The 22864-nt window shown below is 54.7% G+C and carries 26 protein-coding genes and 1 other RNA gene; 13 read left to right on the forward strand and 14 right to left on the reverse strand.

The features are described 5' to 3' along the window. The first annotated feature begins 105 nt into the window (after positions 1 to 105). Both JXQ85_RS07285 and JXQ85_RS07290 read left to right on the forward strand, forming a co-directional pair. Positions 106 to 327 carry a DUF1127 domain-containing protein gene (locus tag JXQ85_RS07285; RefSeq protein WP_421748221.1) on the forward strand — a complete coding sequence of 74 codons (222 nt, stop codon included), beginning with the start codon at positions 106 to 108 and terminating at the stop codon, positions 325 to 327. Between the two features lie 136 nt (positions 328 to 463). Continuing rightward, positions 464 to 1201: a Bax inhibitor-1/YccA family protein gene (locus JXQ85_RS07290; protein WP_421748222.1), complete on the forward strand. Its 738-nt coding sequence runs from the start codon at positions 464 to 466 to the stop codon at positions 1199 to 1201. Between the two features lie 58 nt (positions 1202 to 1259). On the opposite strand, the gene JXQ85_RS07295 is transcribed toward JXQ85_RS07290, so the two are convergent. Next, complete coding sequence (locus tag JXQ85_RS07295; RefSeq protein WP_421748223.1) at positions 1260 to 1766, reverse strand: GNAT family N-acetyltransferase; 507 nt, start codon at positions 1764 to 1766, stop codon at positions 1260 to 1262. Between the two features lie 127 nt (positions 1767 to 1893). Then, positions 1894 to 2061: a 50S ribosomal protein L33 gene (rpmG, locus tag JXQ85_RS07300; protein WP_106607011.1), complete on the reverse strand. Its 168-nt coding sequence runs from the start codon at positions 2059 to 2061 to the stop codon at positions 1894 to 1896. Positions 2062 to 2254: 193 nt separating this feature from the next. On the opposite strand from rpmG, the gene JXQ85_RS07305 reads away from it, so the two are divergent. Further along, positions 2255 to 3406, forward strand: coding sequence for an AAA family ATPase (locus JXQ85_RS07305; protein WP_421748224.1), 1152 nt, complete (start codon positions 2255 to 2257; stop codon positions 3404 to 3406). 3 nt (positions 3407 to 3409) lie between these two features. On the opposite strand, the gene JXQ85_RS07310 is transcribed toward JXQ85_RS07305, so the two are convergent. The 9 genes from JXQ85_RS07310 to JXQ85_RS07350 form a co-directional block, all read right to left on the reverse strand. Continuing rightward, complete coding sequence (locus JXQ85_RS07310) at positions 3410 to 4162, reverse strand: SDR family oxidoreductase (protein WP_421748225.1); 753 nt, start codon at positions 4160 to 4162, stop codon at positions 3410 to 3412. Between the two features lie 126 nt (positions 4163 to 4288). Beyond that, positions 4289 to 5740 carry an MFS transporter gene (locus JXQ85_RS07315; RefSeq protein ID WP_421748226.1) on the reverse strand — a complete coding sequence of 484 codons (1452 nt, stop codon included), beginning with the start codon at positions 5738 to 5740 and terminating at the stop codon, positions 4289 to 4291. A gap of 97 nt (positions 5741 to 5837) precedes the next feature. Further along, positions 5838 to 6205, reverse strand: an RNA gene (gene rnpB / locus JXQ85_RS07320) — RNase P RNA component class A. An 89-nt stretch (positions 6206 to 6294) separates the two neighbouring features. Beyond that, on the reverse strand, positions 6295 to 6984 hold the full coding sequence (locus JXQ85_RS07325; RefSeq protein WP_421748227.1) for an N-acetylmuramoyl-L-alanine amidase: 690 nt from the start codon (positions 6982 to 6984) through the stop codon (positions 6295 to 6297). Continuing rightward, positions 6984 to 7649 carry a hypothetical protein gene (locus JXQ85_RS07330; protein ID WP_421748228.1) on the reverse strand — a complete coding sequence of 222 codons (666 nt, stop codon included), beginning with the start codon at positions 7647 to 7649 and terminating at the stop codon, positions 6984 to 6986. The genes JXQ85_RS07325 and JXQ85_RS07330 overlap by 1 nt, the downstream gene beginning before the upstream one ends. A gap of 49 nt (positions 7650 to 7698) precedes the next feature. Next, the gene (gatA, locus tag JXQ85_RS07335) at positions 7699 to 9186 is read right to left on the reverse strand and encodes an Asp-tRNA(Asn)/Glu-tRNA(Gln) amidotransferase subunit GatA (RefSeq protein ID WP_421748229.1); all 1488 of its coding nucleotides are present in this window, start codon (positions 9184 to 9186) and stop codon (positions 7699 to 7701) included. Further along, a complete protein-coding gene (gatC, locus tag JXQ85_RS07340; protein WP_421748230.1) occupies positions 9186 to 9473 on the reverse strand; it encodes an Asp-tRNA(Asn)/Glu-tRNA(Gln) amidotransferase subunit GatC in 288 nt (95 codons plus the stop codon). Before gatC ends, gatA begins: the two co-directional genes overlap by 1 nt. A 33-nt stretch (positions 9474 to 9506) precedes the next feature. Further along, positions 9507 to 10163 (reverse strand): ceramidase domain-containing protein, encoded by a 657-nt coding sequence (locus JXQ85_RS07345; protein WP_421748231.1) that lies wholly within the window; start codon positions 10161 to 10163, stop codon positions 9507 to 9509. Between the two features lie 117 nt (positions 10164 to 10280). Then, on the reverse strand, positions 10281 to 10733 hold the full coding sequence (locus JXQ85_RS07350) for a nucleoside deaminase (RefSeq protein WP_421748232.1): 453 nt from the start codon (positions 10731 to 10733) through the stop codon (positions 10281 to 10283). 62 nt (positions 10734 to 10795) lie between these two features. Here JXQ85_RS07350 and JXQ85_RS07355 point away from each other — a divergent pair, with 62 nt between their 5' ends. Then, complete coding sequence (locus tag JXQ85_RS07355; protein ID WP_421748233.1) at positions 10796 to 11866, forward strand: pseudouridine synthase; 1071 nt, start codon at positions 10796 to 10798, stop codon at positions 11864 to 11866. Position 11867: 1 nt separating this feature from the next. On the opposite strand, the gene JXQ85_RS07360 is transcribed toward JXQ85_RS07355, so the two are convergent. Then, on the reverse strand, positions 11868 to 12323 hold the full coding sequence (locus JXQ85_RS07360; protein ID WP_421748234.1) for an SRPBCC family protein: 456 nt from the start codon (positions 12321 to 12323) through the stop codon (positions 11868 to 11870). A 120-nt stretch (positions 12324 to 12443) separates the two neighbouring features. Here JXQ85_RS07360 and JXQ85_RS07365 point away from each other — a divergent pair, with 120 nt between their 5' ends. The 9 genes from JXQ85_RS07365 to dtd all read left to right on the forward strand — a co-directional run bounded on the left by JXQ85_RS07365 (position 12444) and on the right by dtd (position 20647). Beyond that, complete coding sequence (locus JXQ85_RS07365) at positions 12444 to 13145, forward strand: helix-turn-helix transcriptional regulator (RefSeq protein ID WP_421748235.1); 702 nt, start codon at positions 12444 to 12446, stop codon at positions 13143 to 13145. Positions 13146 to 13241: 96 nt separating this feature from the next. Then, the gene (locus tag JXQ85_RS07370; RefSeq protein ID WP_421748236.1) at positions 13242 to 14060 is read left to right on the forward strand and encodes a TerC family protein; all 819 of its coding nucleotides are present in this window, start codon (positions 13242 to 13244) and stop codon (positions 14058 to 14060) included. 21 nt (positions 14061 to 14081) lie between these two features. After that, positions 14082 to 14627, forward strand: coding sequence for a sugar O-acetyltransferase (locus JXQ85_RS07375; protein WP_421748237.1), 546 nt, complete (start codon positions 14082 to 14084; stop codon positions 14625 to 14627). A gap of 203 nt (positions 14628 to 14830) precedes the next feature. After that, the gene (locus JXQ85_RS07380; protein ID WP_421748238.1) at positions 14831 to 15718 is read left to right on the forward strand and encodes a 5-bromo-4-chloroindolyl phosphate hydrolysis family protein; all 888 of its coding nucleotides are present in this window, start codon (positions 14831 to 14833) and stop codon (positions 15716 to 15718) included. Positions 15719 to 15743: 25 nt separating this feature from the next. After that, entirely contained in the window at positions 15744 to 16943 is a 1200-nt protein-coding gene (locus JXQ85_RS07385; protein ID WP_421748239.1) for a toxic anion resistance protein, read from the forward strand. A 30-nt stretch (positions 16944 to 16973) separates the two neighbouring features. After that, positions 16974 to 17879 (forward strand): DUF2927 domain-containing protein, encoded by a 906-nt coding sequence (locus JXQ85_RS07390; RefSeq protein ID WP_421748240.1) that lies wholly within the window; start codon positions 16974 to 16976, stop codon positions 17877 to 17879. Positions 17880 to 17908: 29 nt separating this feature from the next. Beyond that, positions 17909 to 19027 (forward strand): SPFH domain-containing protein, encoded by a 1119-nt coding sequence (locus JXQ85_RS07395; RefSeq protein WP_421748241.1) that lies wholly within the window; start codon positions 17909 to 17911, stop codon positions 19025 to 19027. A gap of 36 nt (positions 19028 to 19063) precedes the next feature. Continuing rightward, entirely contained in the window at positions 19064 to 20179 is a 1116-nt protein-coding gene (locus tag JXQ85_RS07400) for a primosomal protein N' (replication factor Y) - superfamily II helicase (RefSeq protein ID WP_421748242.1), read from the forward strand. An 18-nt stretch (positions 20180 to 20197) separates the two neighbouring features. Then, a complete protein-coding gene (gene dtd, locus JXQ85_RS07405) occupies positions 20198 to 20647 on the forward strand; it encodes a D-aminoacyl-tRNA deacylase (protein WP_421748243.1) in 450 nt (149 codons plus the stop codon). A 6-nt stretch (positions 20648 to 20653) separates the two neighbouring features. On the opposite strand, the gene JXQ85_RS07410 is transcribed toward dtd, so the two are convergent. Then, positions 20654 to 21181, reverse strand: a complete 528-nt coding sequence (locus tag JXQ85_RS07410) for a PhnA domain-containing protein (protein ID WP_421748244.1) — start codon at positions 21179 to 21181, stop codon at positions 20654 to 20656. A 73-nt stretch (positions 21182 to 21254) separates the two neighbouring features. Beyond that, complete coding sequence (gene glpK, locus JXQ85_RS07415) at positions 21255 to 22739, reverse strand: glycerol kinase GlpK (RefSeq protein WP_421748245.1); 1485 nt, start codon at positions 22737 to 22739, stop codon at positions 21255 to 21257. Positions 22740 to 22864 lie beyond the last annotated feature (125 nt).

Genomic DNA, 22864 nt, shown 5'->3' on the forward strand with positions numbered 1-22864 from the left:
CACCTAACAATCATTCGTTTTATTAATGTTTCATAATGAGGCACATTCATCAAGGGTTTTGATTGAACCCGTGGAAATCATCACATTCCAAGAAAGGAGAATATCATGACGTTCCTCAGCACATTCGGTCGTTTCGCAGGTGTCTCTTTGGAAAAGGGGATCAGCTTGGCCGATCTTTTTGAACTGCGCCGCCAACGTAAGACATTGGCAAGCCTAACAGATCGCGAACTGCGCGATATTGGGCTGACTCCAGATGATGTCACACAAGAAATTACCCGTTCCGTTTTCGACGTCCCCTGTCACTGGCGCAGCCAAGCGCGCCGATAATCGGAACAATTAAGAGGAATTCCGGCTGTCCCTGTGCCGGAATTCCTTGAAAATCCCGCCAAGACCACCGATATTCCCTATCAAAGGCCTGATGCGCGAGCAGCGGGTCCAGAAGGACAACTTATCGGAGGCTTTAATGGCTGAATTTGACACAATCCGCGGCGTCGCAGGTGCACGCGCAGCAGAGATTGATGCGGGTCTACGTGCCCATATGAACAAAGTTTATGGCACTATGTCTGTTGGCATGCTGCTGACTTTTGCTGTGGCATGGGCTGTGGGCACCTCCCCTGCTCTGCTGGGTATCTTCCGCGACCCAATCACCCTGTCGCCAAATATCCTTGGCTGGATTGTGATGTTCGCGCCTCTGGGCATGGTCTTTTTGTTCGGCGCAGCGATTAACCGCCTGTCCGCAGCGGGCGCGCAAACCTTCTTCTATGCCTTCGCTGCATTGATGGGTTTGTCCATGGCATGGATCTTTGTCGCCTTCACCGGCTTCTCCATTGCGCAGGTCTTCCTTGTGACCGCGATCGCCTTTTCAGGTCTGTCGCTCTATGGCTACACAACCAAGAAAGACATTTCCGGTTGGGGTTCCTTCCTGATCATGGGTGTGATCGGCATTCTGGTCGCCTCCGTCATCAACATCTTCCTGGGCTCCCCAGCGCTGCATTTCGCAATCACCATCCTAGGTGTGCTGATCTTTGCAGGTCTGACAGCCTATGACACACAGAACATCAAAAACACCTACCTGGCACACGCCCACCATGGCGACCAGGAATGGCTGGCGAAATCCGCGATCATGGGCGCTCTGAGCCTGTATCTGGACTTCATCAACATGTTCATGTTCCTGCTGCAATTGCTGGGCAACCGCGAATAAGCAAGACTACATAGCTTACAGAAAGGCCGGCGCATTCGCCGGCCTTTTTTGTTGGTGACTAAAGCGCCATGCGCATCTCGATTGCTGGGAAAAACAACCCTGGTTCCAGTGTCAGCTCAATCGGTTGAATACGAGCAAACCCAAGACGGTTGTAAAAGGCTTCAGCTGTTAGAGTGCTCATGCACCGCAACGCGCGCACGCCGCTTTTCTGCGCACTTTCAAAGGCCGCTTTCGCCAGTGCGCTGCCGATCCCTCGCCGCAAATAGTTTGGATCAACGGCCACATGACGCATGTGACCTTCGCCTTGATGGCCAAGGCCGCGTGTTGGGCTCAGATCGGTCCAACCGCCAGCTCCAGCGACGTCACCCTCTGAGGTTTCGGCCACAAAATAAGTTCCGCAGCCCAAAAGCTCTGGGCGGGCCTGACCGATCCGCGGCAGGGCTTTCGCCAGAATACGTGGGTTATAGTCGGCGCGCAGCAGTTCTGAATAGCTGCGTGTCATCATCGCTGAAATGGCATCAGCGTCAGAAGCTAAGGCGGGTCGGATAGAATAATCAAAAGGCATGGTCCCGTTTCCAAATGAAGGATCTGAAGAAAATGGTTCTTCAGCGCGACCGATGATTTCTAACTGTAGAAAAGCAAAAAGCCGCGCTGGTGTGGCGCGGCTTATGCATGTGTCCTAGAAAGTGATCTTACTTGATCTTACCTTCTTTGTACTCGACATGCTTACGCAGCACCGGGTCGTACTTACGGACGACCATCTTTTCGGTCATCGTACGTGCGTTCTTTTTGGTGACGTAGAAATGGCCTGTGCCCGCGGTCGAGTTCAGGCGGATTTTAATTGTGGTCGGCTTCGCCATGGGTCTTCTCCTGCGCCGGGCAGCAGATGCCCGTGAAATCTCTATGAAGCCCGCCTTTTATAGGTCAGGCGGGCCAAGTCAATGGGGGGGATAGCGAAATGTCACCGAAAATAGGAAAAATCCCCACTTGCTCTGAGAATTAGAGACGGTGCAAGCTTTCCTCAGTTTAAAACCCTTGAATATTGTTCTGAAGATGATCACCACTCTTGCCATTTCCGGTTACCGATCGTTACGCGATTTGAATTTGCCACTTGAGCAATTGAATGTTGTGACGGGCGCAAATGGCACGGGAAAGTCTTCGCTGTATCGCGCCCTGCGTCTGCTGGGTGAAGTTGCACAGGGCCGCGCGATTGCCTCATTGGCCGCTGAAGGTGGGTTGTCATCAACGCTTTGGGCCGGGCCGGAAACCATATCGCGCAGCATGAAGGCTGGGGAAATACCAGTCACAGGGACCGTTAGGTCTGATCGGGTGGCTTTAAAACTGGGGTTTTCATCCGAAGATTATGGCTATGCGGTTGATCTGGGACTGCCGATCCCAAGTCAGACGGCCTTTGGTCGCGATCCAGAGATCAAAGCCGAGGGCGTTTGGGTTGGTCAGGTGCTCAATCATCACAATGCGCTTGCTTTGCGGGCCGGACCCGGCGTGCGGGCGCGAGATGCCGATGGGCACTGGCAACAGCGTGCTACGTCCCTCGCACCCTTTGATAGTATGATGACCCATGTCGCAGACCCGATGGGCACGCCAGAAATGTTGCACTTGAGGGAGCTCATGCGCTCTTGGCGCTTTTACGACAATCTTCGAACCGACCGTGATGCGCCAGCGCGCGGTATGCAGGTTGGCACGCGCACGCCTGTCTTGGCAGCAGATGGAGCTGATTGCGCCGCAGCCGTCCAAACCATTTTGGAGATCGGGGATGGCCCCGCTTTTGACGAGGCGATTGCAGATGCATTTGATGGCGCTTCTGTAGGTGTAGAAGAACGCGACGGGATGTTCTCGCTGACGATGCAGCAAACTGGCCTATTGCGCCCGCTGTCTGCTGCTGAACTCTCTGATGGCACGCTTCGGTTCATCCTGCTAGCCACCGCCCTTCTCACACCTCGCCCACCGACGCTGATGGTCTTGAACGAACCAGAAACCAGCCTGCATCCCGGCCTCATCAGCCCGCTGGCGCGGTTGATCGCGCGGGTGTCTGAAGTCACGCAGATCATTGTTGTCTCTCACAGCGGCCCCCTCGTTACGGCGATGCAAAACGAAGGGGCAAAGAGCTTCGAGCTGACCAAGACCCTAGGTGAAACCCAATGCGAAGCCGTAGAGGACAGCACATGGGCGTGGCCAAAACGCTAAAGATCAGGTTTTATTGATCGAATTCCCGCCATCCGCCAGGAATGCTGTGCCGGTGACGAACGACGCATGATCCGACAATAAAAAGGCTGCCGCCTGAGCAATTTCCTTCGGCTCAGCCATTCGTTTCAGCGCGTGTAACCCTTTCACAAACTCGTGAAATTCTGGATCATCCCCAGCCATCGCAGTCTTGGTGCCACCCGGCAGCAAGGCATTCGCGCGGATGCCCTCTGGCCCATGTTCTGCAGCAAGGACCTGTGTGAGACCAACTAGGCCTGCTTTGGCGGCCGCGTAGGCCCCCATACCCGGAAAACCAATCGTGTGACCGACAAAGGATGACGTGAACACCAACGCGCCACCACCTGTTGTCTTCATCGCCGGGATCTGGTGTTTTGCAGCAAAGAACGCTGAGGTGAGATTGACCTCAAGCACAGAGCGCCAGTTTTCTGTATTCATGGCCGGGATTGGGCCCATTTCGCCCATGGTGCCTGCATTGTTAAAGGCACCATTCAAGCTGCCAAACTGTTCTACTGCCAGTTTCACTAGGGCAGCATTGTAATCTTCCTCTTGCACGTCCCCAGCCAGTGCTACGGCCTGTCCACTGCTTTGCGTAATTTGATCAGCAAGGGTTGTCAGCTCGGCCCGCCGCCGCGCGCCAAGAACAAGGTTGGCCCCTTCTTGGGCAAAAAGCATCGCCGCCGCAGCACCGATCCCGCTGCTGGCGCCCGTGATAATGATAGTTTTGTCTTTGAGTTGCATGTCGCTTACCTTTTTGAATGTGGTAAGCCCTGACTAAGAAAACGGGCCGCCATGCAGCGACCCGGTTCTTGTGCCTATCGCAATCTCATGGCGCCAATGCGCAAGAAGTGGATTAGCTGGCCCAAATTAAGCTCGATACCCTTTGTTCTCATCTTCCGGTTCACGGGCAAACAGGATCGCCGCGACCAACCCCAATCCAATCGTTGGAATGCAGCTTGCGAATATCCAAAACCCTGCTCTTTGCGCTTGGTCCAGTTGATCCAATTCTAAAATGCCACTCGCATTGGCGACGATCCCAAGATAGGCCGCTCCCAAAGCATAGCCCAAACGTTGGATGGTCGGGATCGCAGCCGAGATACGATGGATTTCATCCGCTGGAGCTTTGGCAGTCAATCGCGCCAAGATGAAATGCCAGCACATGCCAAAACCCGCACCTTCTGCAAAACTAAGCAAGCTCACCAACCAGAGTTCACCAAATGGCACGGCATAGGCTAATCCCAATACAGCGCCCCCCACAAGTGACATTCCGAAAAGGATCATCTTTCCCTGATGCACCTCTGCAATTCCGCTGGTGAGCACAGCAGCAACACTCCAACCTATGGCTGCGGCAGCCACAACATAGCCGATCACAATAGGATCCGCCCCGTGGATGGCGGTCAGTAAAAGCGGGCCAAAGGCTGCTAGTCCTACAGTTGAAAAGGACATGCAAAAACTCATGACCAAGCCTGCCCCATGGGGTTTGCGCAAATCCAAAGCGCGCATGGGGAGCAGCCGATTGCTTTGAGCGGAGGCATCCACTTTAAGGAACCAAACGATTGCCAGCCCACCAGCCATCACGAGTAAGAACGATCGACCCAGCGTGACCTCAACGCCTGCAAAAGACACGAGCAATATAGCAATGGCCAGTAAACCAAGACGTCGCCAAGGAAACGGGGCTTGTTCTGCTTCTATTTTTGCGGTGCTAGAATCTGTTTGCGAGATCAACCAGAGGCATAAAAGCACTGCTTTGAAGGCAAAGAAAACAAATCCCCACCGCCAATTGGCATAGGCGACAAACACGCTGCCAATGATCGGGCCTAAAAATGCGGCAATGCCCCACAGCGTTGAAATCACCGCGATGGCGCGGGCGCGATAGCGAGGCTCAAACATAAGGCTTACGCCAACAAAACCCATCGCGACAAGGCCGCCGCCGCCAAAACCCTGAACCAGTCGGCCTGCCAAAACCATAGGCATGGTTAGGCCCACCGCACTGATCAAACAGCCAATCGCGAATACCATAGCAGCTAGCGCCATAGCGTTTCGCAAACCATAGCGCAGAGACAAAAGCGCACTCGCAGCCCCCGCGACAATGGAGCTAAGTTGATAAAGCGAGACCGACCAGCCCACTACGGCCTCTCCGCCGATGTCATCCACCATGGATGGCATCATGGTGGCCACCACAAGGGAATCCCCAGCATGGAGCCAAACAGCGAGGCTCACGATGGCCAATGGGATAAGATTTTGGCGGACCAAAAAGTCGCGCCATGGAATATAAGATGAATGAAAGTCTGTAGGCTCTGCCTCTGTCGCGTGGCTCATGGGTTTCTCCTGTTTGCCACATAGGGATAATTCCTCAAGTTCACTTGAGGTCAAACAGAAAAAACCAAACTGAAGCAGTTAGATATAAATATTTATTACGCACAGGGGGCCTATAAGCCGGATTCTGTCCAGGGTTTGACCCCTTGGATGACCATTCATCTAAAGCACCTGTTACCAGATGCCCTCTAGCTGCCAACCCGGATCTGCTCGGGGCAAAGCACCCCTGTGGTTGCCCACACGCGATCCCTATTTGGCATTGCTCCTGGTGGGGCTTGCCGAGCCGGTTCTGTTGCCAGTCCCGCGGTGGGCTTTTACTCCACCGTTTCACCATCACCCTGACATGCAGGGCAGTCTCTTCTCTGTGGCGCTATCCCTTGGGTTTCCCCAGCCGGGCGTTACCCGGCACCATTGCCTTGTGGAGTCCGGACTTTCCTCGAGTTGCCCCGCGATCATCCAGCCCCCTGTGCAAGGTGCGTGATAGGGGGTGTGGCCAGAGCCGTCAACGGGTTGGACGTGGTGGCGTTAGAATTTGGGTGTTTCTGGAAGGATGAAACCTAGGCGGTGCTCTGTGCCACCAATCGAGACATGATACGGCGATCTTCGGCATCTTCCGGACCATTCGCCCAAGGGCGGAAGCGGCTGCGAAAGGCATTGAAACAGGCGGATTTGGGGTTGTCACACCCGGCTAAGCCGTCGATGGGATAACCGAATTTTTCGGCGCTTTTGGTCCAGTCTACTTCTGATGCTTTGGCATCTGGCCAAATCGCTAGCCCCCGACGCGCCAGGCGTTTCCAATCAAAGCGCGGGCCAGGATCGATTTTGCGATGCGGCGCAATGTCTGAATGGGCAATGACGTTTTGTTTGGGAATATCCCAACGACGCATAATGTGTGGTAGGAGCCATTCCAGAGAGCCCATCAATGGCTCGGCAAAGGGGCTGAAACCATCATTGTCGAGTTCGATGCCGATCGAGTGAGAATTCACATCAGTGATCTCGCCCCACTGCCCTACCCCAGCGTGCCAAGCGCGCATGTCTTCTTGCACGAGTTGCTCAATCTGCCCCTTTGAAGAGATTAAATAATGGGCTGAGACTTCGGTTTCGGGATTGCAAAGCGTTTTGCAGGCCGCCTTGGCACTGGCCATGGCTGTATAGTGCAACACAATCAAAGACGGCGTCGCACCTTCACGACGCGGCCCGAAATTGGGGGATGGGGTTTGGATGATCTGAGGCGCTTCACGCGCCATCAGTTGCCAGCCAAATTACGGAAAGGGGTTGGATTCCAGCTGCAGGCATAGCCATCACCATCTGGGTCCAATCCAAGACGGTCTTTTTGCGGGCCGCCACGGGCAAGGAAGTCCGTTTGCGCTTCGTCGGCGCTTGGGTATTTGCGGCAATTACGATCAAAGCGCGCAACTGTGTTAAGCCCAAATCGCTGATAGATTGGATTGCCCACGGCATTTGTGTGGCGGATTGCGAATTCTACAATATTTGGACCGGACGCCCCTGCACGAGTTGGCAGTTTGGTCGCTTCAACCACTTGATATTGCCCAGCGATTTCCGCACGACGTTTGGCGTCGTCTTCAATGCTGCGGCGAGAACCAACCGCATCAAAATCGTTTTCATCCGAAATACCTGCGTTTTCCAACTGCAAAGGGGCCGGATTGGATGGGCTGGCATTCACCACTTCACGCCCATCTGCAGCCTCTGTGATAGGCGCATTAGGTGTGGATGGTGTCGCGAGCGATTCCGAAGAAACGGCTTGAGCCGATGGGATCACCGGCTCAAATCCTGCAGGTGGGCTGGTGCGGAAATTTTCGTTGTCAAAACCAACGCCTGCCGCGCTGTCAGGCACCGGCGGGTCACATGCCGCCAGAGCCAGAATTGCACATCCGCTGAAAATCCACCGCATCGTATTGCCTCTTAGCTTTTGATCGAGCTTTCTTGCTTTGGGCTGGTTTTTACCACCATTTTCCGGGCTTGGCTACGAAGCCAGCCGCAGACTCAAGCGCATAGGCAGTATTCAGCAGATCGCCTTCTTCCCATGGGCGGCCGATAAGCTGCAAACCGAGTGGCAGACCTTGGCTATCGGTGCCGGTTGGTACGGCGATACCGGGCAGGCCTGCGAGGTTCAGCGTGACGGTGAAGACGTCATTCAAATACATTTTCACTGGGTCCGCGTCGCTCATTTCACCGAGGCCGAAGGCCGGGGATGGGGTCGCTGGCGCTAGAATCGCATCAATGCCCGCTGCGAAAGCGTCATCGAAGTCTTTCTTGATCAACGCGCGCACGCGGCGGGCGCGGTTGTAGTAGGCGTCATAGAAACCGGCGGACAGCACATAGGTGCCGACCATGATGCGGCGCTGTACCTCTGGGCCAAAGCCTTCGGCGCGGGTCTTTTCGTACATTTCAGTGATGCCGTCGCCCGCAGCAAGCGTTGCGCGGTGACCATAGCGGACACCATCATAACGCGCGAGGTTAGAGGACGCCTCCGCCGGTGCAATCACGTAATAAGCAGGCAATGCGTATTTTGTGTGTGGCAAAGAGATGTCCACGATCTCGGCCCCTGCGGATTTGAGCATCGCGGTGCCCTCTTCCCAAAGCTTCGCGATCTCATCCGGCATACCATCAACGCGATATTCCTTGGGAATACCGATCTTCTTGCCTTTGATGTCACCTGTCAGCATGGCCTCAAAATTTGGCACTGCGAGGTCTGCCGAGGTGCTGTCTTTGGGGTCATGACCCGCCATGGCTTCCAGCATGATTGCCGCGTCGCGCACAGATTTGGTCATCGGGCCAGCCTGATCAAGCGAGCTGGCATAGGCAACGATGCCAAAGCGCGAGCAACGACCGTAGGTCGGCTTGATGCCGACGGTGCCAGTGAAGGCCGCAGGCTGGCGGATCGAGCCACCTGTGTCGGTGCCGGTCGCTGCCAGACACAGATCAGCGGCAACCGCAGCCGCGGAGCCACCAGAAGAGCCACCCGGCGTCAGGTCAGTTGTATCGCCTTCGCGGCGCCATGGGTTGATGGCGTTGCCGTAAACAGAGGATTCATTCGAGCTGCCCATGGCGAATTCGTCCATGTTCAGCTTGCCCAACATCACAGAACCCGCATCCAGCAGGTTCTGAGACACTGTAGATTCATATTCCGGCACAAAGCCTTCCAAGATACCGCTGGCCGCTTGGCTTGGGACACCTTTGGTGCAGAACAGATCTTTGATACCAATCGGCAGACCACACATGGCCGGCGCATCACCAGCAGCCAGACGCGCATCAGCGGCTTTGGCTTGCTCAAGCGCCAGTTCAGGTGTGTTATGCACAAAAGCGTTCAACGCATCTGCGCCTTCGATTTCTTTCAGGCAAGCTTCAGTCAGCTCAACAGAGGTGACGTCTTTGCTGCGCAGTTTATCGCGTGCTTCCGCCAGGGTGAGTTTGTTCAGATCGCTCATTACTCGACTACCTTTGGAACCGCAAAAAAGCCTTCACGCGCGTCTGGCGCATTTGACAGTGCTTTGTCTTGTTGATCGCCATCAGTCACTTCGTCCACACGGCGTTTCAGTTTCTGTGGAGTCACAGAGGTCATTGGCTCAACGCCTTCGACATCGACCTCATTGAGCTGCTCAATAAAGCCAAGGATGGTGTTGAATTCTTGGGCCAGCGCCGGCAGCGCCTCCTCTTCGACCTTGATACGCGCAAGTTTGGCAACGCGCGCCGCGGTGTCCTTGTCAATCGACATCGGCAAACTCCAAATGAAACTTGAGATCAGCGTTTAGCCTTGCTTGGCGAGGCGTGCAAGCATGTGTCGCCGGTAGACTTCGATCATCCAACCCAAAGCGATGCCATTCAGGATATGCCACAGGAAATGGGTGCCAAATGGAAGCACATTGCACAGCGGTTCATCGAGGGAACGAAAGAAGAGCGAGAGGCACACGATTGAGGCCCCAATTGCAAGGCCCTTTGCCGTTTCCGGCGCTTTATTTCTAAGGCTGAAGGCGTAGGCGAAGATTAGCAGAGGCACAGGACCATAGGCTGAAGAGCTTTCAAATCCAGGGATTTGCGCAAATAGCGGCACAAGCGCTGCGGAATATGGAAAGAAAAGCAGTACAGCGAGGCCCGCAATCCAAGTTTTTTGATCAAAGAAGTCGCGTGTCGCCGCAAAAACATAGATCAAAATGTAAAAGATGATTGGCAGGACGTCAGCGATCCCCGCCCAAGTCTGAGCGAAAGTGTGAAAGAGGAAGCTGCCTATGCCAATCGCAAAGAGGACAGTGCTCAGCAGACGCCCAAGGAAAAGCCCTTCACTTCGGCGCCACATATAGATTGCAGCAATCAGAAAGGCGGCGTTGGTGATCGCATTGATGGGTTCAGCCCAAAAGGACGGATCGATGCGCTCACAATAGCCATCGACATGTTGGTGCAGATCCATGGGGGCCTCACTGATTGGTTTTTAGAAAGATAGGAATCCTTTGGGAAAAGTCATCCTTTTGGGCTTTGCCCTCTTTGCTTTCAGCAAACCTCCTCGGAGTATTTGGACTAGAAGACGTTAGGGGCGCTTTTGGCGAAAGAAATTCTTTAGTATCTCTTCGCAGGCCTCCGCTGAGATACCGTCGTAGACTTCTGGTTTGTGGTGGCTTTGAGGATGATCAAAGACCCTAGGACCTTGGGCCACGCCACCAGATTTTGGGTCAGCTGCGCCGTAATAAACGCGCGCGATGCGGGTTTGGGAAATGGCTGAGGCGCACATCGGGCATGGTTCCAGCGTCACATAGAGATCGTAGCCGGGGAGTCGTTCGGAATTGAGCGTCTGACAGGCAGCGCGGATCGCAAGGATTTCAGCATGGGCCGTAGGATCATTTAATTCGCGGGTGCGATTGCCCGCCTGCGCAATAACCTTGCCATCAGGATCAATCACCACCGCGCCCACTGGGACTTCACCCCGGTCAGCAGCAGCCTGCGCTTCACTCAGCGCCAGTTCCATATGGCTTTTGAACGTCATGATTTTCAGATGCCTGATGATTGGCCCTTTCGCAATGGGGCTTTCGCATATAGGAAACCCAAATGACACAGGATCAATCCCCAAAGACCCCAGCTGGCGACCGGATCGCAAAAGTTTTATCCCGCGCAGGTGTGGCGTCGCGCCGCGATGCAGAACGGATGATCGAAGCCGGACGGGTTTCGGTGAATGGTCAGGTTTTGACCTCCCCTGCCCTTAATGTAACTGACCGGGACCGGATTGAGGTGGATGGCAAGCCGATTGCCGAAAAAGAACCAGAGCGAATTTGGCTATACCACAAACCTGTTGGACGTGTGACAACCCATCGAGATGAAAAGAATCGCTCGACGATCTTTGATGATCTGCCTGAAGACATGCCGAAACACGTGCTGACTGTCGGGCGTCTCGATTTGAATTCTGAAGGTCTGCTCCTGCTGACCAACGACGGTGAAGTCAAACGCAAATTAGAGCTGCCGTCCACTGGCTGGGTGCGCAAATACAAAGTGCGCGTTAATGGCCGCCCAACTGAGGAAAGGTTTGCACCTTTGCGTCGTGGCATCACCGTTGATGGTGAGAAATTCGCTCCGATGACTATCAGCCTTGATCGTCAGCAAGGGGCCAATGCCTGGCTGACCGTGTCGTTGAAAGAAGGCAAGAACCGCGAAATTCGCCGCGCCATGGCTGAGATTGATCTGACCGTGAACCGATTGATCCGCGTGGCTTATGGCCCGTTTCAATTGGGCGATTTGAAAGCTGGCAAAGTCGAAGAAGTGCGCCGCCGTGTGGTGCGTGACCAGCTTGGTCTGGAAGGTGCTGTGCCACCAGAAGAGCGCCGCAAACCTGTGCGTCAACGCAAGACAAGTCCTGGCCGACCAGGGTCAGGAAAACCTGATTACAGCAGGCCAAATCAAGGCAATCCAGGAAATTCCGCTGGTCGCACATCCGGGCGTGCTGCGGAGCGGTCTGCAGATTTTGTCTCAGGAAAGCCTTCGGGAAAATCCTTTGGGAAATCCACTGGTAAACCTGCAGGTAAATTCGGCGGCAAGCCCGGCGGAAAACCAACAGGTCAGAAACCCAGTGGGAACCGTTCAGGCGGGCCTTCAAAAGGCCCGCGCAAGTTCACTCCGAAACGCTAAGTCAGGAGGCTTTGGCCGCCGCGACCCGCTGTTCCAACCCCTTAAGGTTGGCGTTTAAAATTTTGCCCATCATCGGCTTCATCATAAGCTGGCCCATCAGCCAGCCGATGGGACCGTATTTGAGGTTAAAATCCATACCCCAGGTCACGCGTGTTTTCCCAGCACTTGCCGGTTCCAGACGTATATCGGCAAAGCCCTCTTTGAGCGGCATCGGATCGGCTTCGCTCAGGCGCACGCGATAGCCGCGCCCTTCTTGCCAATCGGTAACTTCTTCCACTATATCCCCGCCGTTTTTGAACACACAGCGCCGCTTCGAACCGACTTGATCGGCGCCTGTTGTCAGTGGCTCAACCGATGCGATTTCAGGGGCGAATTCATCAATATGCATGAAACGACCCAGAACGGCCCAAACGTCTGTACTGTCAGCGTCGATGATGTGATCACGTGAAAATTGCATAGCAAACCTCATATTTCCGTTAGATTCGTTAGATTTCGGGGCAAAATTGCCCGCTTGAGCCTGTCTTATCGTTGTCCTGCTGACAGCGTTATGTCAGCAGTATGTCAGCAGAGGTGAAATATGCGTCGCACGGAACGGCTTTTTCAGATTATCCAAATATTGCGCGCCAAACGCGGCGCAATAACCGGCCGCGAGTTGGCGGACGAATTGGAAATCTCGCTGCGCACGCTTTACCGCGACATGGCGGAGCTGATGGCGCAACGGGTGCCGATCACCGGTGAGGCCGGGACCGGATATGTGTTGAATGAAGGCTATGACATGCCACCATTGATGCTGACTGCTGATGAACTAGAAGCCGCGGCTTTGGGGGCCGCGATGGTTGCAAGCCAAGGCGATGTAGCCTTGGCACGCGCTGCGCGCGATCTGGTGGCGAAACTATCGGAGGCCATTCCACCCGAATTGCGACCGGTGGTGCTGGAAAGCAGCTCTCGACCCATTCTGACCGAGGTAAAAATTGACGAGAATTTCGACGGGACGTTGCTCAGACAGGCGATCCGCGAAAGATACAGGCTGGATATTGGCTATAAAGATCGCGAAGGTCGGGTCACATATCGCATCATCTGGCCGCTTCTAATCGCCTATTTGGATAACGTGCGCTACGTCGTGGCCTGGTGTGAGACCCGCAAGGGTTTTCGGCATTTCAAAACCGACCGGGTGCAGGACCTAACCATTCTTAAGGATAAATACCCCGCTCGTCGCGCGGCCCTTATTCAGCAATGGGAAGAAGAAAGCGCTAAACGAATGCCACCGCGCCAATCCTGAGACGACAAGTACAAATTTCCCCAGCATCAGTGCTTTGCCCGTCGCCCATCCTGCGCTATCCCTTGGCAAAATGTGCGTTTAGGACGAGGGCAAATCATGGCCGAACTGTTAACTTTCGAAAATCTGGGCAACCTCTTGATGCTCTGCTTCCTGCAGGCAGTACTGGGGTTTGACAACCTTCTTTACATCTCAATCGAGAGCCAACGTGCGCCTGTCGCCCACCAGCGGTCCGTGCGTTACTGGGGCATTATTATTGCTGTAGTTTTGCGCGTGGTGCTGCTGTTCACCATGATTCAACTGATCGACTCCTTGTCTGAACCATTCTGGGTCTTTAACAGCCCTGGTTTGATTGAAGGCGGTATTAACTTTGCAACGCTGGTCTTCATTTTGGGTGGTATTTTCATCATTTACACCGCTGTGAAAGAAATCGGCCACATGCTGACCATCCAACATCTGGATGTGGACGTGGATCATAAATCTGGGAAATCCGCAGTGAAGGTGGTCGCCATGATTGTCATGATGAACCTGATTTTCTCTTTCGATTCCGTACTTTCCGCACTTGCGATCACCGATGTCTTCCCTGTTCTGGCGATTGCGATCCTACTGTCTGGCCTCGCCATGCTGGTGCTGGCTGATGGTGTCACGAAATTCCTTGAAAAGAACCGCATGTATGAGGTTCTGGGCCTGTTCATTTTGCTGATCGTCGGTGTCGTTCTTCTGGGCGAGGCTGGTGTCGCAGCCTCCCATGCGATGCATGACGACGCCTTGGCGCTGAAGTTCTTTGGCTACGCGCTCGAACCAATGTCCAAGACAACATTCTACTTCTCGGTGGTGGTTCTGTTTTTGGTTGAGATCATCCAATCTGGCTATGCGCGCAAACTGAACAATGAGCGCACAGCCGAAACGCGCCACTAACCGGAGAAGGATCATAACACTTTGACGGAATATGAAAAAATGCTTCGAGGCGATTGGTACAATTGCCTCGATGATGAGTTGGAGCGGCATAGGATTGCCGCGCGAGAAGCTGTGCACCAGCACAATACGCTGCCGCCTTCAGAACGTGGGCCTTTGGGGCCAAAACTTAAGGCGCTGCTGGCTGGATTTGGCGAGAATAGCTTTGTTGAAGCCCCATTTCACTGCTCTTACGGCTTCAACACACGTATCGGTGACGATGTCTATTTGAATGTTGGCTGCCTGGTTTTGGATAGCGGAGCCGTTTCAATTGGGGATCGCAGTATGCTTGGCCCCGGCGTTCATATCTATTGTGCAGAACATCACAAAGAGCCTGGCAAACGCGCATCCGGGTTGGAAGTCGCGAAACCTGTAGCCATTGGTCAGGATGTTTGGATTGGCGGCGGCGCAAAGGTGCTGGCAGGCGTCACCATCGGTGATGGCGCCATCATCGGGGCTGGTAGCGTTGTCACCAAAAGCGTCGATGCAGGCGCAACCGTGGTCGGCAACCCGGCCCGGACCGTGACATAAAGTCGGTCAAATAAACAGCAATTGTCTGCCCATGACGCGATCTAGCTGATCTTCCCCCTAGCAACCGGAGCATAAACTTCCTAAGTTTTTGGCAGGGTTACTGGGGGTTCTTCGTTTATGTCCCAAACGGGTTTGCAAAAGCTGGCGTTTGTTCTGCTTGTCATATTGATGTTCTACGTCTCTATCGCAGGAGGCGGCGCATAATGGCGAAACGATATGGCGGAAAATTCAGCCCAGATGGCGCGTCTAGCGACCATGAGGCACAAAAGCCTGGCCCGTTTCTGAATGCAAAACGCAGCAAAGCGGGTGGGCGCACCAATATGCTCTTCATCGCGCCGCTGCCGTTGATCTGGAACGCTTTCACCTCATCCCCCATTGGCATGGCCCAATATCTCGTTGCACTAGGGATCTTACTATTGGCCGCTTGGATGACCCGCGAAGGTATCTTTGCCCATGAAGCCTATGATGCGCGCAAAGTAGCGCGCCGCCCGGCCCTGCCACGAAAAATAGTGGGTTCCCTGCTGACTGGCCTCGGCCTTGGCATCGCAGGGTTCACCGGGTTTGGCGTGGTTGAAGCGGGTATTTTTGCGGTGCTGGGCACAGTGCTGCATAGTTTTGCCTTTGGGTTTGATCCGCTCAGCGACAAAGGTGCGGAAGGCATCGACCAATTCCAAACTGACCGTGTGGCCCGCGCGGTGGAAGAAGCTGAAAACCACCTGGCCGCTATGTCAGATGCGATCCTACGTTCCGGCGATCGCCAGATGGAACGCCGCGTGGATCAGTTTCAAAAAACCGCGCGTGATCTCTTTCGCTCAATCGAGGATGATCCACGCGATCTAACAGCAGCGCGCAAATATCTGAGTGTTTACTTAAAAGGCGCGCGCGACGCGACGGTGAAATTCGCCGACGTCTTTAGCCGCAACCAAAGCTCTGAAGCGCGCGCAAGCTACGCCACTCTACTGGACGACCTTGAGCAAAACTTCGCGGCACGCACGCGGAAACTTCTAGAAAATGATCACTCTGATCTGTCCATCGAAATCGACGTGTTGCGGGAACGGCTGCAACGCGAAGGCATCCGGAATGATGCGTAAATCTCTATCCAACGAGGGGAATTAAATGTCTGACTCAGTACGTCAAAAAGCCGAAGCCGCCTTGGCCGAAGTAGAAGAAATCAATGCTGTGGTTCTGGCCGCACCGATTGAAGCAAACGCCATCGTGCCGCTTGCGGATGCGGATGCGCCCACCAGCGAAGAAATCACCAAACGCATGGCCGAGCTCGACATGAGCGACACGAATTCCATCGTGACTTTCGGATCCAATGCGCAATCCGAGCTACAAGAAATCAGCCAAGCGATGCTGCAGGATGTGCGCAACAAAGATGTGGGTCCAGCCGGTGACAGCCTGCGCAATATCGTGACCACCATTCGCGGATTTTCCGTGTCAGAGCTGGACGTGCGTCGCGAACGTTCTTTCTGGGAAAAACTGATCGGTCGCGCCGCGCCATTTGCGAAGTTCACAGCGCGTTTTGAAGAAGTCCAAGACCAGATCGACCGCATCACCGAAAACCTGCTGGATCACGAGCACACTCTGATGAAAGACATCAAGTCTTTGGATGTGCTCTATGACAAAACACTGAGCTTCTATGACGAGCTAGCGCTGTATATCGCGGCCGGTGAAGCCAAGATTGCTGAGCTGGATTCAACAGTGATCCCAGCAAAAGAAGCAGAGGTACAGGCAGCCCCTGAAAACGAACAGGTCATGAAAGCGCAAGAACTGCGTGACCTGCGCGCAGCGCGTGACGATCTGGAACGCCGTGTGCATGATCTGAAACTGACCCGTCAGGTGACCATGCAGTCCCTGCCCTCAATCCGCTTGGTTCAGGAAAACGACAAGTCTTTGGTCACCAAGATCAACTCGACCCTCGTGAACACAGTACCGCTTTGGGAAACTCAGCTGGCACAGGCTGTCACCATCCAACGCTCTGCCGAAGCAGCCGCCGCGGTGCGAGATGCCAACGATCTGACCAACGAGTTGCTGACGTCGAACGCGAAGAACCTGCGCGACAGCAACAAGATGATCCGCGAAGAAATGGAGCGCGGAGTGTTTGACATCGAAGCGGTCAAACAGGCCAATGCAGACCTGATCGGCACCATCGAAGAAAGCCTGCAGATCGCAGACGAAGGTAAGGCAAAACGTGCCGCAGCCGAAGAAGAGTTGAAATCTATGGAAGCAGAGCTGCGCGATACCCTCGCTGCTGCGAAGGCTAAGAAAACAGGGCTTGGCGACACGGTCGCAACTGCGGCTGGTAGCGAGTAAAAACCAGTGGGTTGGAACATCTTAAAATTGATGGCAACCGCAGGCGCGCTGAGCGCCTGCACTGTTGCAAGCAATGATGTTCCAATCAAACCCACGCCGGTTGCGCTTCCGCTGCCGGCAGCTCCCAGCGCGCAGAGTGCTGCGATTGGGACATACTACTCGAACCTACAGGCTGACCTTTTGGTGCAAGGGCTGTTGCGTAAGGACGGCGGCGGGCCAGATACACCCTATACCTCTGATATGTTGGCGCGGAATTTCGAACGCATTGCCTTTTATGACGAACATGCCGTTGGCACCCGTCTTCAAAGTGCGAATGGTGAAGCCCGCCAATTGGTGCGCTGGCAAGATCCAGTGCGCATCAAGGTCGAGTTCGGTCCCAGTGTCACCGGTGAGCAACGCACAGCTGACAAGGCTTTCATCGACGCTTTTGCCGGTCGGCTAGCCCGACTGACTTCGCATCCGATCCGTACAAACCCGTTGCGCCCCAATTTCCATGTCTTCGTCTTTGGCGAAGACGATCGCGGCACCATGCAGGCCCGCATCAACGAGGTTCTGCCGGGGCTATCGAGCGCCTCGCGCGCCATCATCCAGAACCTGCCGCGCGACATGCATTGCCTGATCCTTGCCAATAGTGCCGATGACGCGGTGCCGCAGATCAAATCCGCCGTCGCCATAGTGCGCGCAGAACACCCGGATTTGCTGCGCCAGACCTGCTATCACGAAGAAATCGCGCAAGGCCTTGGTCTGCTGAACGACAGCCGCCACGCGCGACCTTCAATTTTTAACGACGATGACGAGTTCGCCTTTCTCACAAGCCACGATGAAAAGCTGTTGCAAATGCTATATGATCCACGGCTTAAGATCGGCATGACAGCGGATGAAGCCCGCCCTATCGTGAAACAAATGGCCCGCGCCCTAACCGCGCAGGCGCTATGATCAACCAAGTATGAAGTAAGGAGTGTCCCATGGGTATTTTCGATTTTCTGACAGGCGAATTTATCGACGTCATTCACTGGACGGACGACACACGTGACACGATGGTCTGGCGCTTTGAACGCGAAGATCACGAAATCAAATATGGTGCCAAGCTGACGGTTCGCGAAGGCCAAGCAGCGGTCTTTGTGCACGAAGGTCAACTGGCGGATGTCTTCACTCCCGGTCTTTACATGCTTGAGACCAACAACATGCCGGTGATGACCACGCTTCAGCACTGGGATCACGGATTCAAAAGCCCGTTTAAATCCGAGATCTATTTCGTGAACACAACGCGCTTTAACGATCTGAAATGGGGTACAAAAAACCCAATCATGGCGCGTGATCCAGAGTTCGGCCCAGTGCGTCTGCGCTCTTACGGCACCTACTCGGTCCGCGTCGCAGATCCAGCGCGTTTCCTGACCGAGATCGTCGGCACCGATGGTGAGTTCACCATGGATGAAATCTCATTCCAGATCCGCAATATCATCGTACAAGAATTCTCTCGCGTCATTGCAGGTTCGGGTATCCCCGTACTGGATATGGCCGCCAACACCGCTGAGTTTGGTAAGATCGTTGCAGAGGCAATCGATCCGGTGATCGCGCAATATGGTCTTTCGATCCCAGAGCTTTACATCGAAAATATCTCGCTGCCGCCAGCCGTCGAGCAAGCACTGGATGACCGCACATCACGCGGCATCGCGGGCAACCTGAATGACCACATGAAATGGAAGGCGGCTGAAGCCCTGACAACAGGTGGCGCAGCGGGCGACTCCATGGGGATGGGCATGGGTGCTGGCTTGGGTATGCAGATGGCGCAGGGTATGATGGGCGGCGGTAACAACGCCGGTCCTTGGGGCGCGGCCCCTCAGGCAGCACAACCTGCCCCACCGCCTCCTCCGGTCGAGCACGTTTGGCACATCGCTGAGAATGGCAAAACAACTGGGCCGTTTTCTAAAGCACGTTTAGGTCAGATGGCTGCCGAGGGCACATTGAAGCGCGAGACATTTGTTTGGACTGCGGGTCAAGATGGATGGAAAGCCGCGGGCGATGTTCAAGAGCTTGCACAGCTCTTTACCATCATGCCGCCACCGCCACCGCCTGGCGCATAATATTCGCCTCTGACTTAATAAAAAACCCGGACGATCATGACAGATATGCCGCCCCCACCCCCTGCGCCACAAGCGGCGCACCGATTTCCTTGCGATCAATGCGGGGCGGATTTCAGGTTTGACCCGAAAGCATCGCAGCTCGTCTGCGATCACTGTGGCAATACCTCTGAAATGAAAGACATGGGTCCGTGGAAAGGGTCCATAAACGAGCTCGACTTCATCACGGCCATCAACAATCAATTGCCCGCACAAGAGATTGAAGAGACCCGCGTATCGACCTGCCCTAACTGTGCGGCGCAGGTCGAATTTGATGCAGTCACCCATTCCAAAGACTGCCCGTTTTGCGCCACACCCGTCGTCACCGACACAGGCAAACATCGCCATATCAAACCTAAAGGTGTCTTGCCGTTTGCGTTGAATGAACGTGCGGCGAATAAAGCCATGACCGACTGGCTTGGCAAACTGTGGTTCGCGCCAAACGGATTGCAGGAATACGCGCGCAAAGGGCGCAAGATGGATGGCATTTATGTCCCCTATTGGACTTTCGATGCCGATACCAAATCCAGCTATCGCGGCGAGCGTGGCACCGAATATCATGAAACCCGCACAGTCACGCGCAATGGCAAACAAGAGCAGCAGCGCGTCACCAAGGTGCGTTGGCGAAATGTCTCTGGCCGGGTTGCGCGGTTTTTTGATGATGTGCTGGTCCTGGCCTCCAAAAGCCTGCCAAAGAAATTCACCGATGCGTTGCAACCTTGGGATTTGGGCGCCCTAGAGCCCTACCGTCCGGAATTCCTCGCAGGGTTCCGCGCCGAAGGCTATGCCGTAGAGCTGGAAGAAGGGTTCGTGGAGGCTCGCGCCCATATGGACCGCGTGATCCTGCGCGATGTGAAATTTGACATCGGTGGCGATCGCCAAAGGGTACATAATATCGAAACGGCAGTTTCCGATGTGACCTTCAAACACATCCTGCTACCGGTCTGGATGGCGGCTTACAAATACCGCGGCAAGACCTATCGCTTTGTGGTGAATGGCCGAACGGGCCGCGTTCAGGGAGAGCGCCCTTGGTCCGCTTGGAAGATTGCAATTGCCGTGGTAGTCGGCGCAGCCGTAGCGGCAGGCGTGGGCTATGTCGTGGCGATGAACCAATAGTATCAAAAGGTTAGACCTATGCGCGCATTGATCCAACGTGTGTCCGAAGCTGCTGTGCGTGTGGACGGCGAAGTTGTGGGGGAGATCGACAAAGGTCTGCTCGTTCTGATCTGCGCCATGAAAGGCGACACCGAAGCCGATGCAGATCGGCTGGCTGCAAAAATTAGCAAAATGCGCATTTTCACCGACGAAAACGGCAAGATGAACAAATCAGTATCGGACATTGGCGGTAAGGCTTTGGTGGTCAGCCAGTTCACCTTGTCTGCGGACACCAAAAACGGCAATCGCCCCGGATTTTCAAGCGCTTGCGGCGCCGAAGAAGGCAATGCGTTTTATGAGTATTTTGCCGACGCGCTGGCAAAGACTGGCGTTCCGATTGCCAAAGGTATCTTTGGGGCCGACATGAAGGTTTCTTTGATCAACGATGGCCCTGTTACCATCTGGATCGACACCGATCAGTGGAAATAAGAGCACTCAGCTCTTTTTCACAAACTTCGTCAGAATTACAATGCGCTGGCCTTCAACCCTGCCCTCAATCTGATCAGCGTTGTCCATAACCAATGAGATGTTACGCACCGCAGTGCCGCGTTTTGCTGTGAAGCCCGCCCCTTTGACGGGTAGGTCTTTGATCAGAACAACCGCGTCGCCAGCTTCAAGCACCGCACCGTTGCTATCGCGATGAATAACTTCGGTTTCGGCATTAGCTGTCGTGATGTCGGCCGCATTGGCCCAACTTAATGTGTCAGGTTCCAGGTAGGCAATATCCAGTAAATCCCGCGCCCAAGGCGCTTGTGGCAAAGCCTTCAGCAACCGATACGCCAAGACCTGAGTAGCAGCATCTTGCGTCCAAATCGCATCATTGAGGCATTGCCAATGCGGTGTATCCTCAATTGCGCCGTTTGCCCCTGCAAAACAGTGTTCACACAGGGTCAAGCTGTCCTCGCGCGGCGCAATTGCGAAGTCTTGCAAGTTCGTTGTTGCTGAACAAAGGGCACAATTCATAGCATTTCCTCACCTTGGCGATCAAAGATCCTGCAGCTCTCTTGCGATAGCGCCTAGACGAGGTCAATCAGGTTTAGACTGAAAGGGTTGCGTCCACGGCTTTCTTCCAAGCCGCATAGCGATCTTCGCGGAAAGGTTCTTGCATCATCGGCTCAAAGGTGCGGTCGAGCGCCCAGCTCGCCGCAAACTCTTCTTGCGATGGGTAGACCCCTGCCCGCATACCAGCAAGCCAAGCCACGCCCAAGGCGGTGCTTTCCAAAACCGTTGGTCGGTCCACAGGTGCGCCGGTAATATCTGCTAAGAACTGCATGGCCCAATCGCTGGCGGTCATCCCACCATCCACACGCAATTGCGCCTTTCCGCTATCGCCCATATCGCGGCGCATCGCCTCTAGCAAATCTCGCGTTTGGAAGCCGACGCTTTCCAACGCCGCCCGCGCAAATTCGGCAGGGCCAGAGCCACGGGTCAGCCCATAAATCGCACCTCGGCAATCTGGTGCCCAATAAGGCGCCCCAAGGCCCGTAAAGGCAGGTACCAAGATCAGATCCTGAGATTTATCCGCTTCTTCGGCCAGTTTCTGCGTTTCAGAGGCATCATCGATGATCCCCAGCCCATCACGCAGCCATTGCACCACGGCCCCAGCAATAAAGATCGCACCTTCCAAAGCATAGGTTGGCTTGCCGTCCAACTGATAACCAATTGTGGTCAAAAGCCGGTTTTCTGAGCGCACAGGCGTATCACCCGTGTTCAGCAAAGCAAAACACCCGGTGCCATAGGTGGATTTCAACATGCCCGGTTCAAAGCAAGCATTGCCCAAGGTCGCCGCTTGCTGATCGCCTGCGACGCCCAAAATTGGGATTTCGGCTCCGAAGATATCCGCATCGGTCACGCCGAAATCAGCCGCACAATCAAGCACTTCCGGCAGGATCGCCTGTGGAATATCCAACAGCTGACAAACCTCTGATGACCATTCGCCTTTGTGAATATCATAGAGCATGGTGCGTGCCGCATTGGTCGCGTCCGTCACGTGGCGCTTACCGCCTGTCAAATGCCAGATGATCCAGCTATCCACGGTGCCGAATGCCAGCTGACCAAGGCGTGCACGCGCGTGGAGGCCTTCATTGTGATCCAAAATCCACTTCACCTTGGTGGAAGAGAAATATGGGTCCAGCAGCAGGCCAGTGGTTTTGGTGATCAGCTCTTCATGGCCTTCGGATTTCAAAATCCGGCAAATTTCGGCGGTGCGACGGTCCTGCCAGACGATGGCGTTGTGAACTGGTTCACCAGTCTGACGATCCCAAACCAAAGTCGTCTCGCGCTGGTTGGTAATGCCAATCGCCGTGATGTCGACCATCTGCAATCCCGCCTTAGCCACCGCGCCTATGCAGGTAGAAAGGGTTGTGTTCCACAGATCCATTGGATCGTGCTCCACCCAGCCCGAGGACGGGAAATGCTGGGTAAATTCTTCTTGCGCGCTGGCGATGATTTTCATCTGAGCGTCAAAGACAATTGCGCGGGTTGAAGTGGTGCCTTGGTCGATGGCCAGAATATGAGTCATGCGGTCTGCCCTATGGTCTGCTGTTCAAACAGAATGCCTGAGTATACGCAGGAGGCAAGCCATCGCATCTGAAATGCAACGTCCTCCCCACGCGGCTTTCACCCCCTGTTAGCGATATCATGCGC

Origin of the sequence: Cognatishimia sp. (assembly GCF_049116455.1) — a bacterium.
Taxonomy (GTDB): Bacteria; Pseudomonadota; Alphaproteobacteria; order Rhodobacterales; family Rhodobacteraceae; genus Cognatishimia.

Bases quoted from the DNA above. Each gene is read 5' to 3' on its own strand.
- JXQ85_RS07285 (WP_421748221.1), top strand. From the start codon at position 106: ATGACGTTCCTCAGCACATTCGGTCGTTTCGCAGGTGTCTCTTTGGAA.
- JXQ85_RS07290 (WP_421748222.1), top strand. From the start codon at position 464: ATGGCTGAATTTGACACAATCCGCGGCGTCGCAGGTGCACGCGCAGCA.
- JXQ85_RS07295 (WP_421748223.1), bottom strand. From the start codon at position 1,766: ATGCCTTTTGATTATTCTATCCGACCCGCCTTAGCTTCTGACGCTGAT.
- rpmG (WP_106607011.1), bottom strand. From the start codon at position 2,061: ATGGCGAAGCCGACCACAATTAAAATCCGCCTGAACTCGACCGCGGGC.
- JXQ85_RS07305 (WP_421748224.1), top strand. From the start codon at position 2,255: ATGATCACCACTCTTGCCATTTCCGGTTACCGATCGTTACGCGATTTG.
- JXQ85_RS07310 (WP_421748225.1), bottom strand. From the start codon at position 4,162: ATGCAACTCAAAGACAAAACTATCATTATCACGGGCGCCAGCAGCGGG.
- JXQ85_RS07315 (WP_421748226.1), bottom strand. From the start codon at position 5,740: ATGAGCCACGCGACAGAGGCAGAGCCTACAGACTTTCATTCATCTTAT.
- JXQ85_RS07325 (WP_421748227.1), bottom strand. From the start codon at position 6,984: ATGGCGCGTGAAGCGCCTCAGATCATCCAAACCCCATCCCCCAATTTC.
- JXQ85_RS07330 (WP_421748228.1), bottom strand. From the start codon at position 7,649: ATGCGGTGGATTTTCAGCGGATGTGCAATTCTGGCTCTGGCGGCATGT.
- gatA (WP_421748229.1), bottom strand. From the start codon at position 9,186: ATGAGCGATCTGAACAAACTCACCCTGGCGGAAGCACGCGATAAACTG.
- gatC (WP_421748230.1), bottom strand. From the start codon at position 9,473: ATGTCGATTGACAAGGACACCGCGGCGCGCGTTGCCAAACTTGCGCGT.
- JXQ85_RS07345 (WP_421748231.1), bottom strand. From the start codon at position 10,163: ATGGATCTGCACCAACATGTCGATGGCTATTGTGAGCGCATCGATCCG.
- JXQ85_RS07350 (WP_421748232.1), bottom strand. From the start codon at position 10,733: ATGACGTTCAAAAGCCATATGGAACTGGCGCTGAGTGAAGCGCAGGCT.
- JXQ85_RS07355 (WP_421748233.1), top strand. From the start codon at position 10,796: ATGACACAGGATCAATCCCCAAAGACCCCAGCTGGCGACCGGATCGCA.
- JXQ85_RS07360 (WP_421748234.1), bottom strand. From the start codon at position 12,323: ATGCAATTTTCACGTGATCACATCATCGACGCTGACAGTACAGACGTT.
- JXQ85_RS07365 (WP_421748235.1), top strand. From the start codon at position 12,444: ATGCGTCGCACGGAACGGCTTTTTCAGATTATCCAAATATTGCGCGCC.
- JXQ85_RS07370 (WP_421748236.1), top strand. From the start codon at position 13,242: ATGGCCGAACTGTTAACTTTCGAAAATCTGGGCAACCTCTTGATGCTC.
- JXQ85_RS07380 (WP_421748238.1), top strand. From the start codon at position 14,831: ATGGCGAAACGATATGGCGGAAAATTCAGCCCAGATGGCGCGTCTAGC.
- JXQ85_RS07385 (WP_421748239.1), top strand. From the start codon at position 15,744: ATGTCTGACTCAGTACGTCAAAAAGCCGAAGCCGCCTTGGCCGAAGTA.
- JXQ85_RS07390 (WP_421748240.1), top strand. From the start codon at position 16,974: ATGGCAACCGCAGGCGCGCTGAGCGCCTGCACTGTTGCAAGCAATGAT.
- JXQ85_RS07395 (WP_421748241.1), top strand. From the start codon at position 17,909: ATGGGTATTTTCGATTTTCTGACAGGCGAATTTATCGACGTCATTCAC.
- JXQ85_RS07400 (WP_421748242.1), top strand. From the start codon at position 19,064: ATGACAGATATGCCGCCCCCACCCCCTGCGCCACAAGCGGCGCACCGA.
- dtd (WP_421748243.1), top strand. From the start codon at position 20,198: ATGCGCGCATTGATCCAACGTGTGTCCGAAGCTGCTGTGCGTGTGGAC.
- JXQ85_RS07410 (WP_421748244.1), bottom strand. From the start codon at position 21,181: ATGAATTGTGCCCTTTGTTCAGCAACAACGAACTTGCAAGACTTCGCA.
- glpK (WP_421748245.1), bottom strand. From the start codon at position 22,739: ATGACTCATATTCTGGCCATCGACCAAGGCACCACTTCAACCCGCGCA.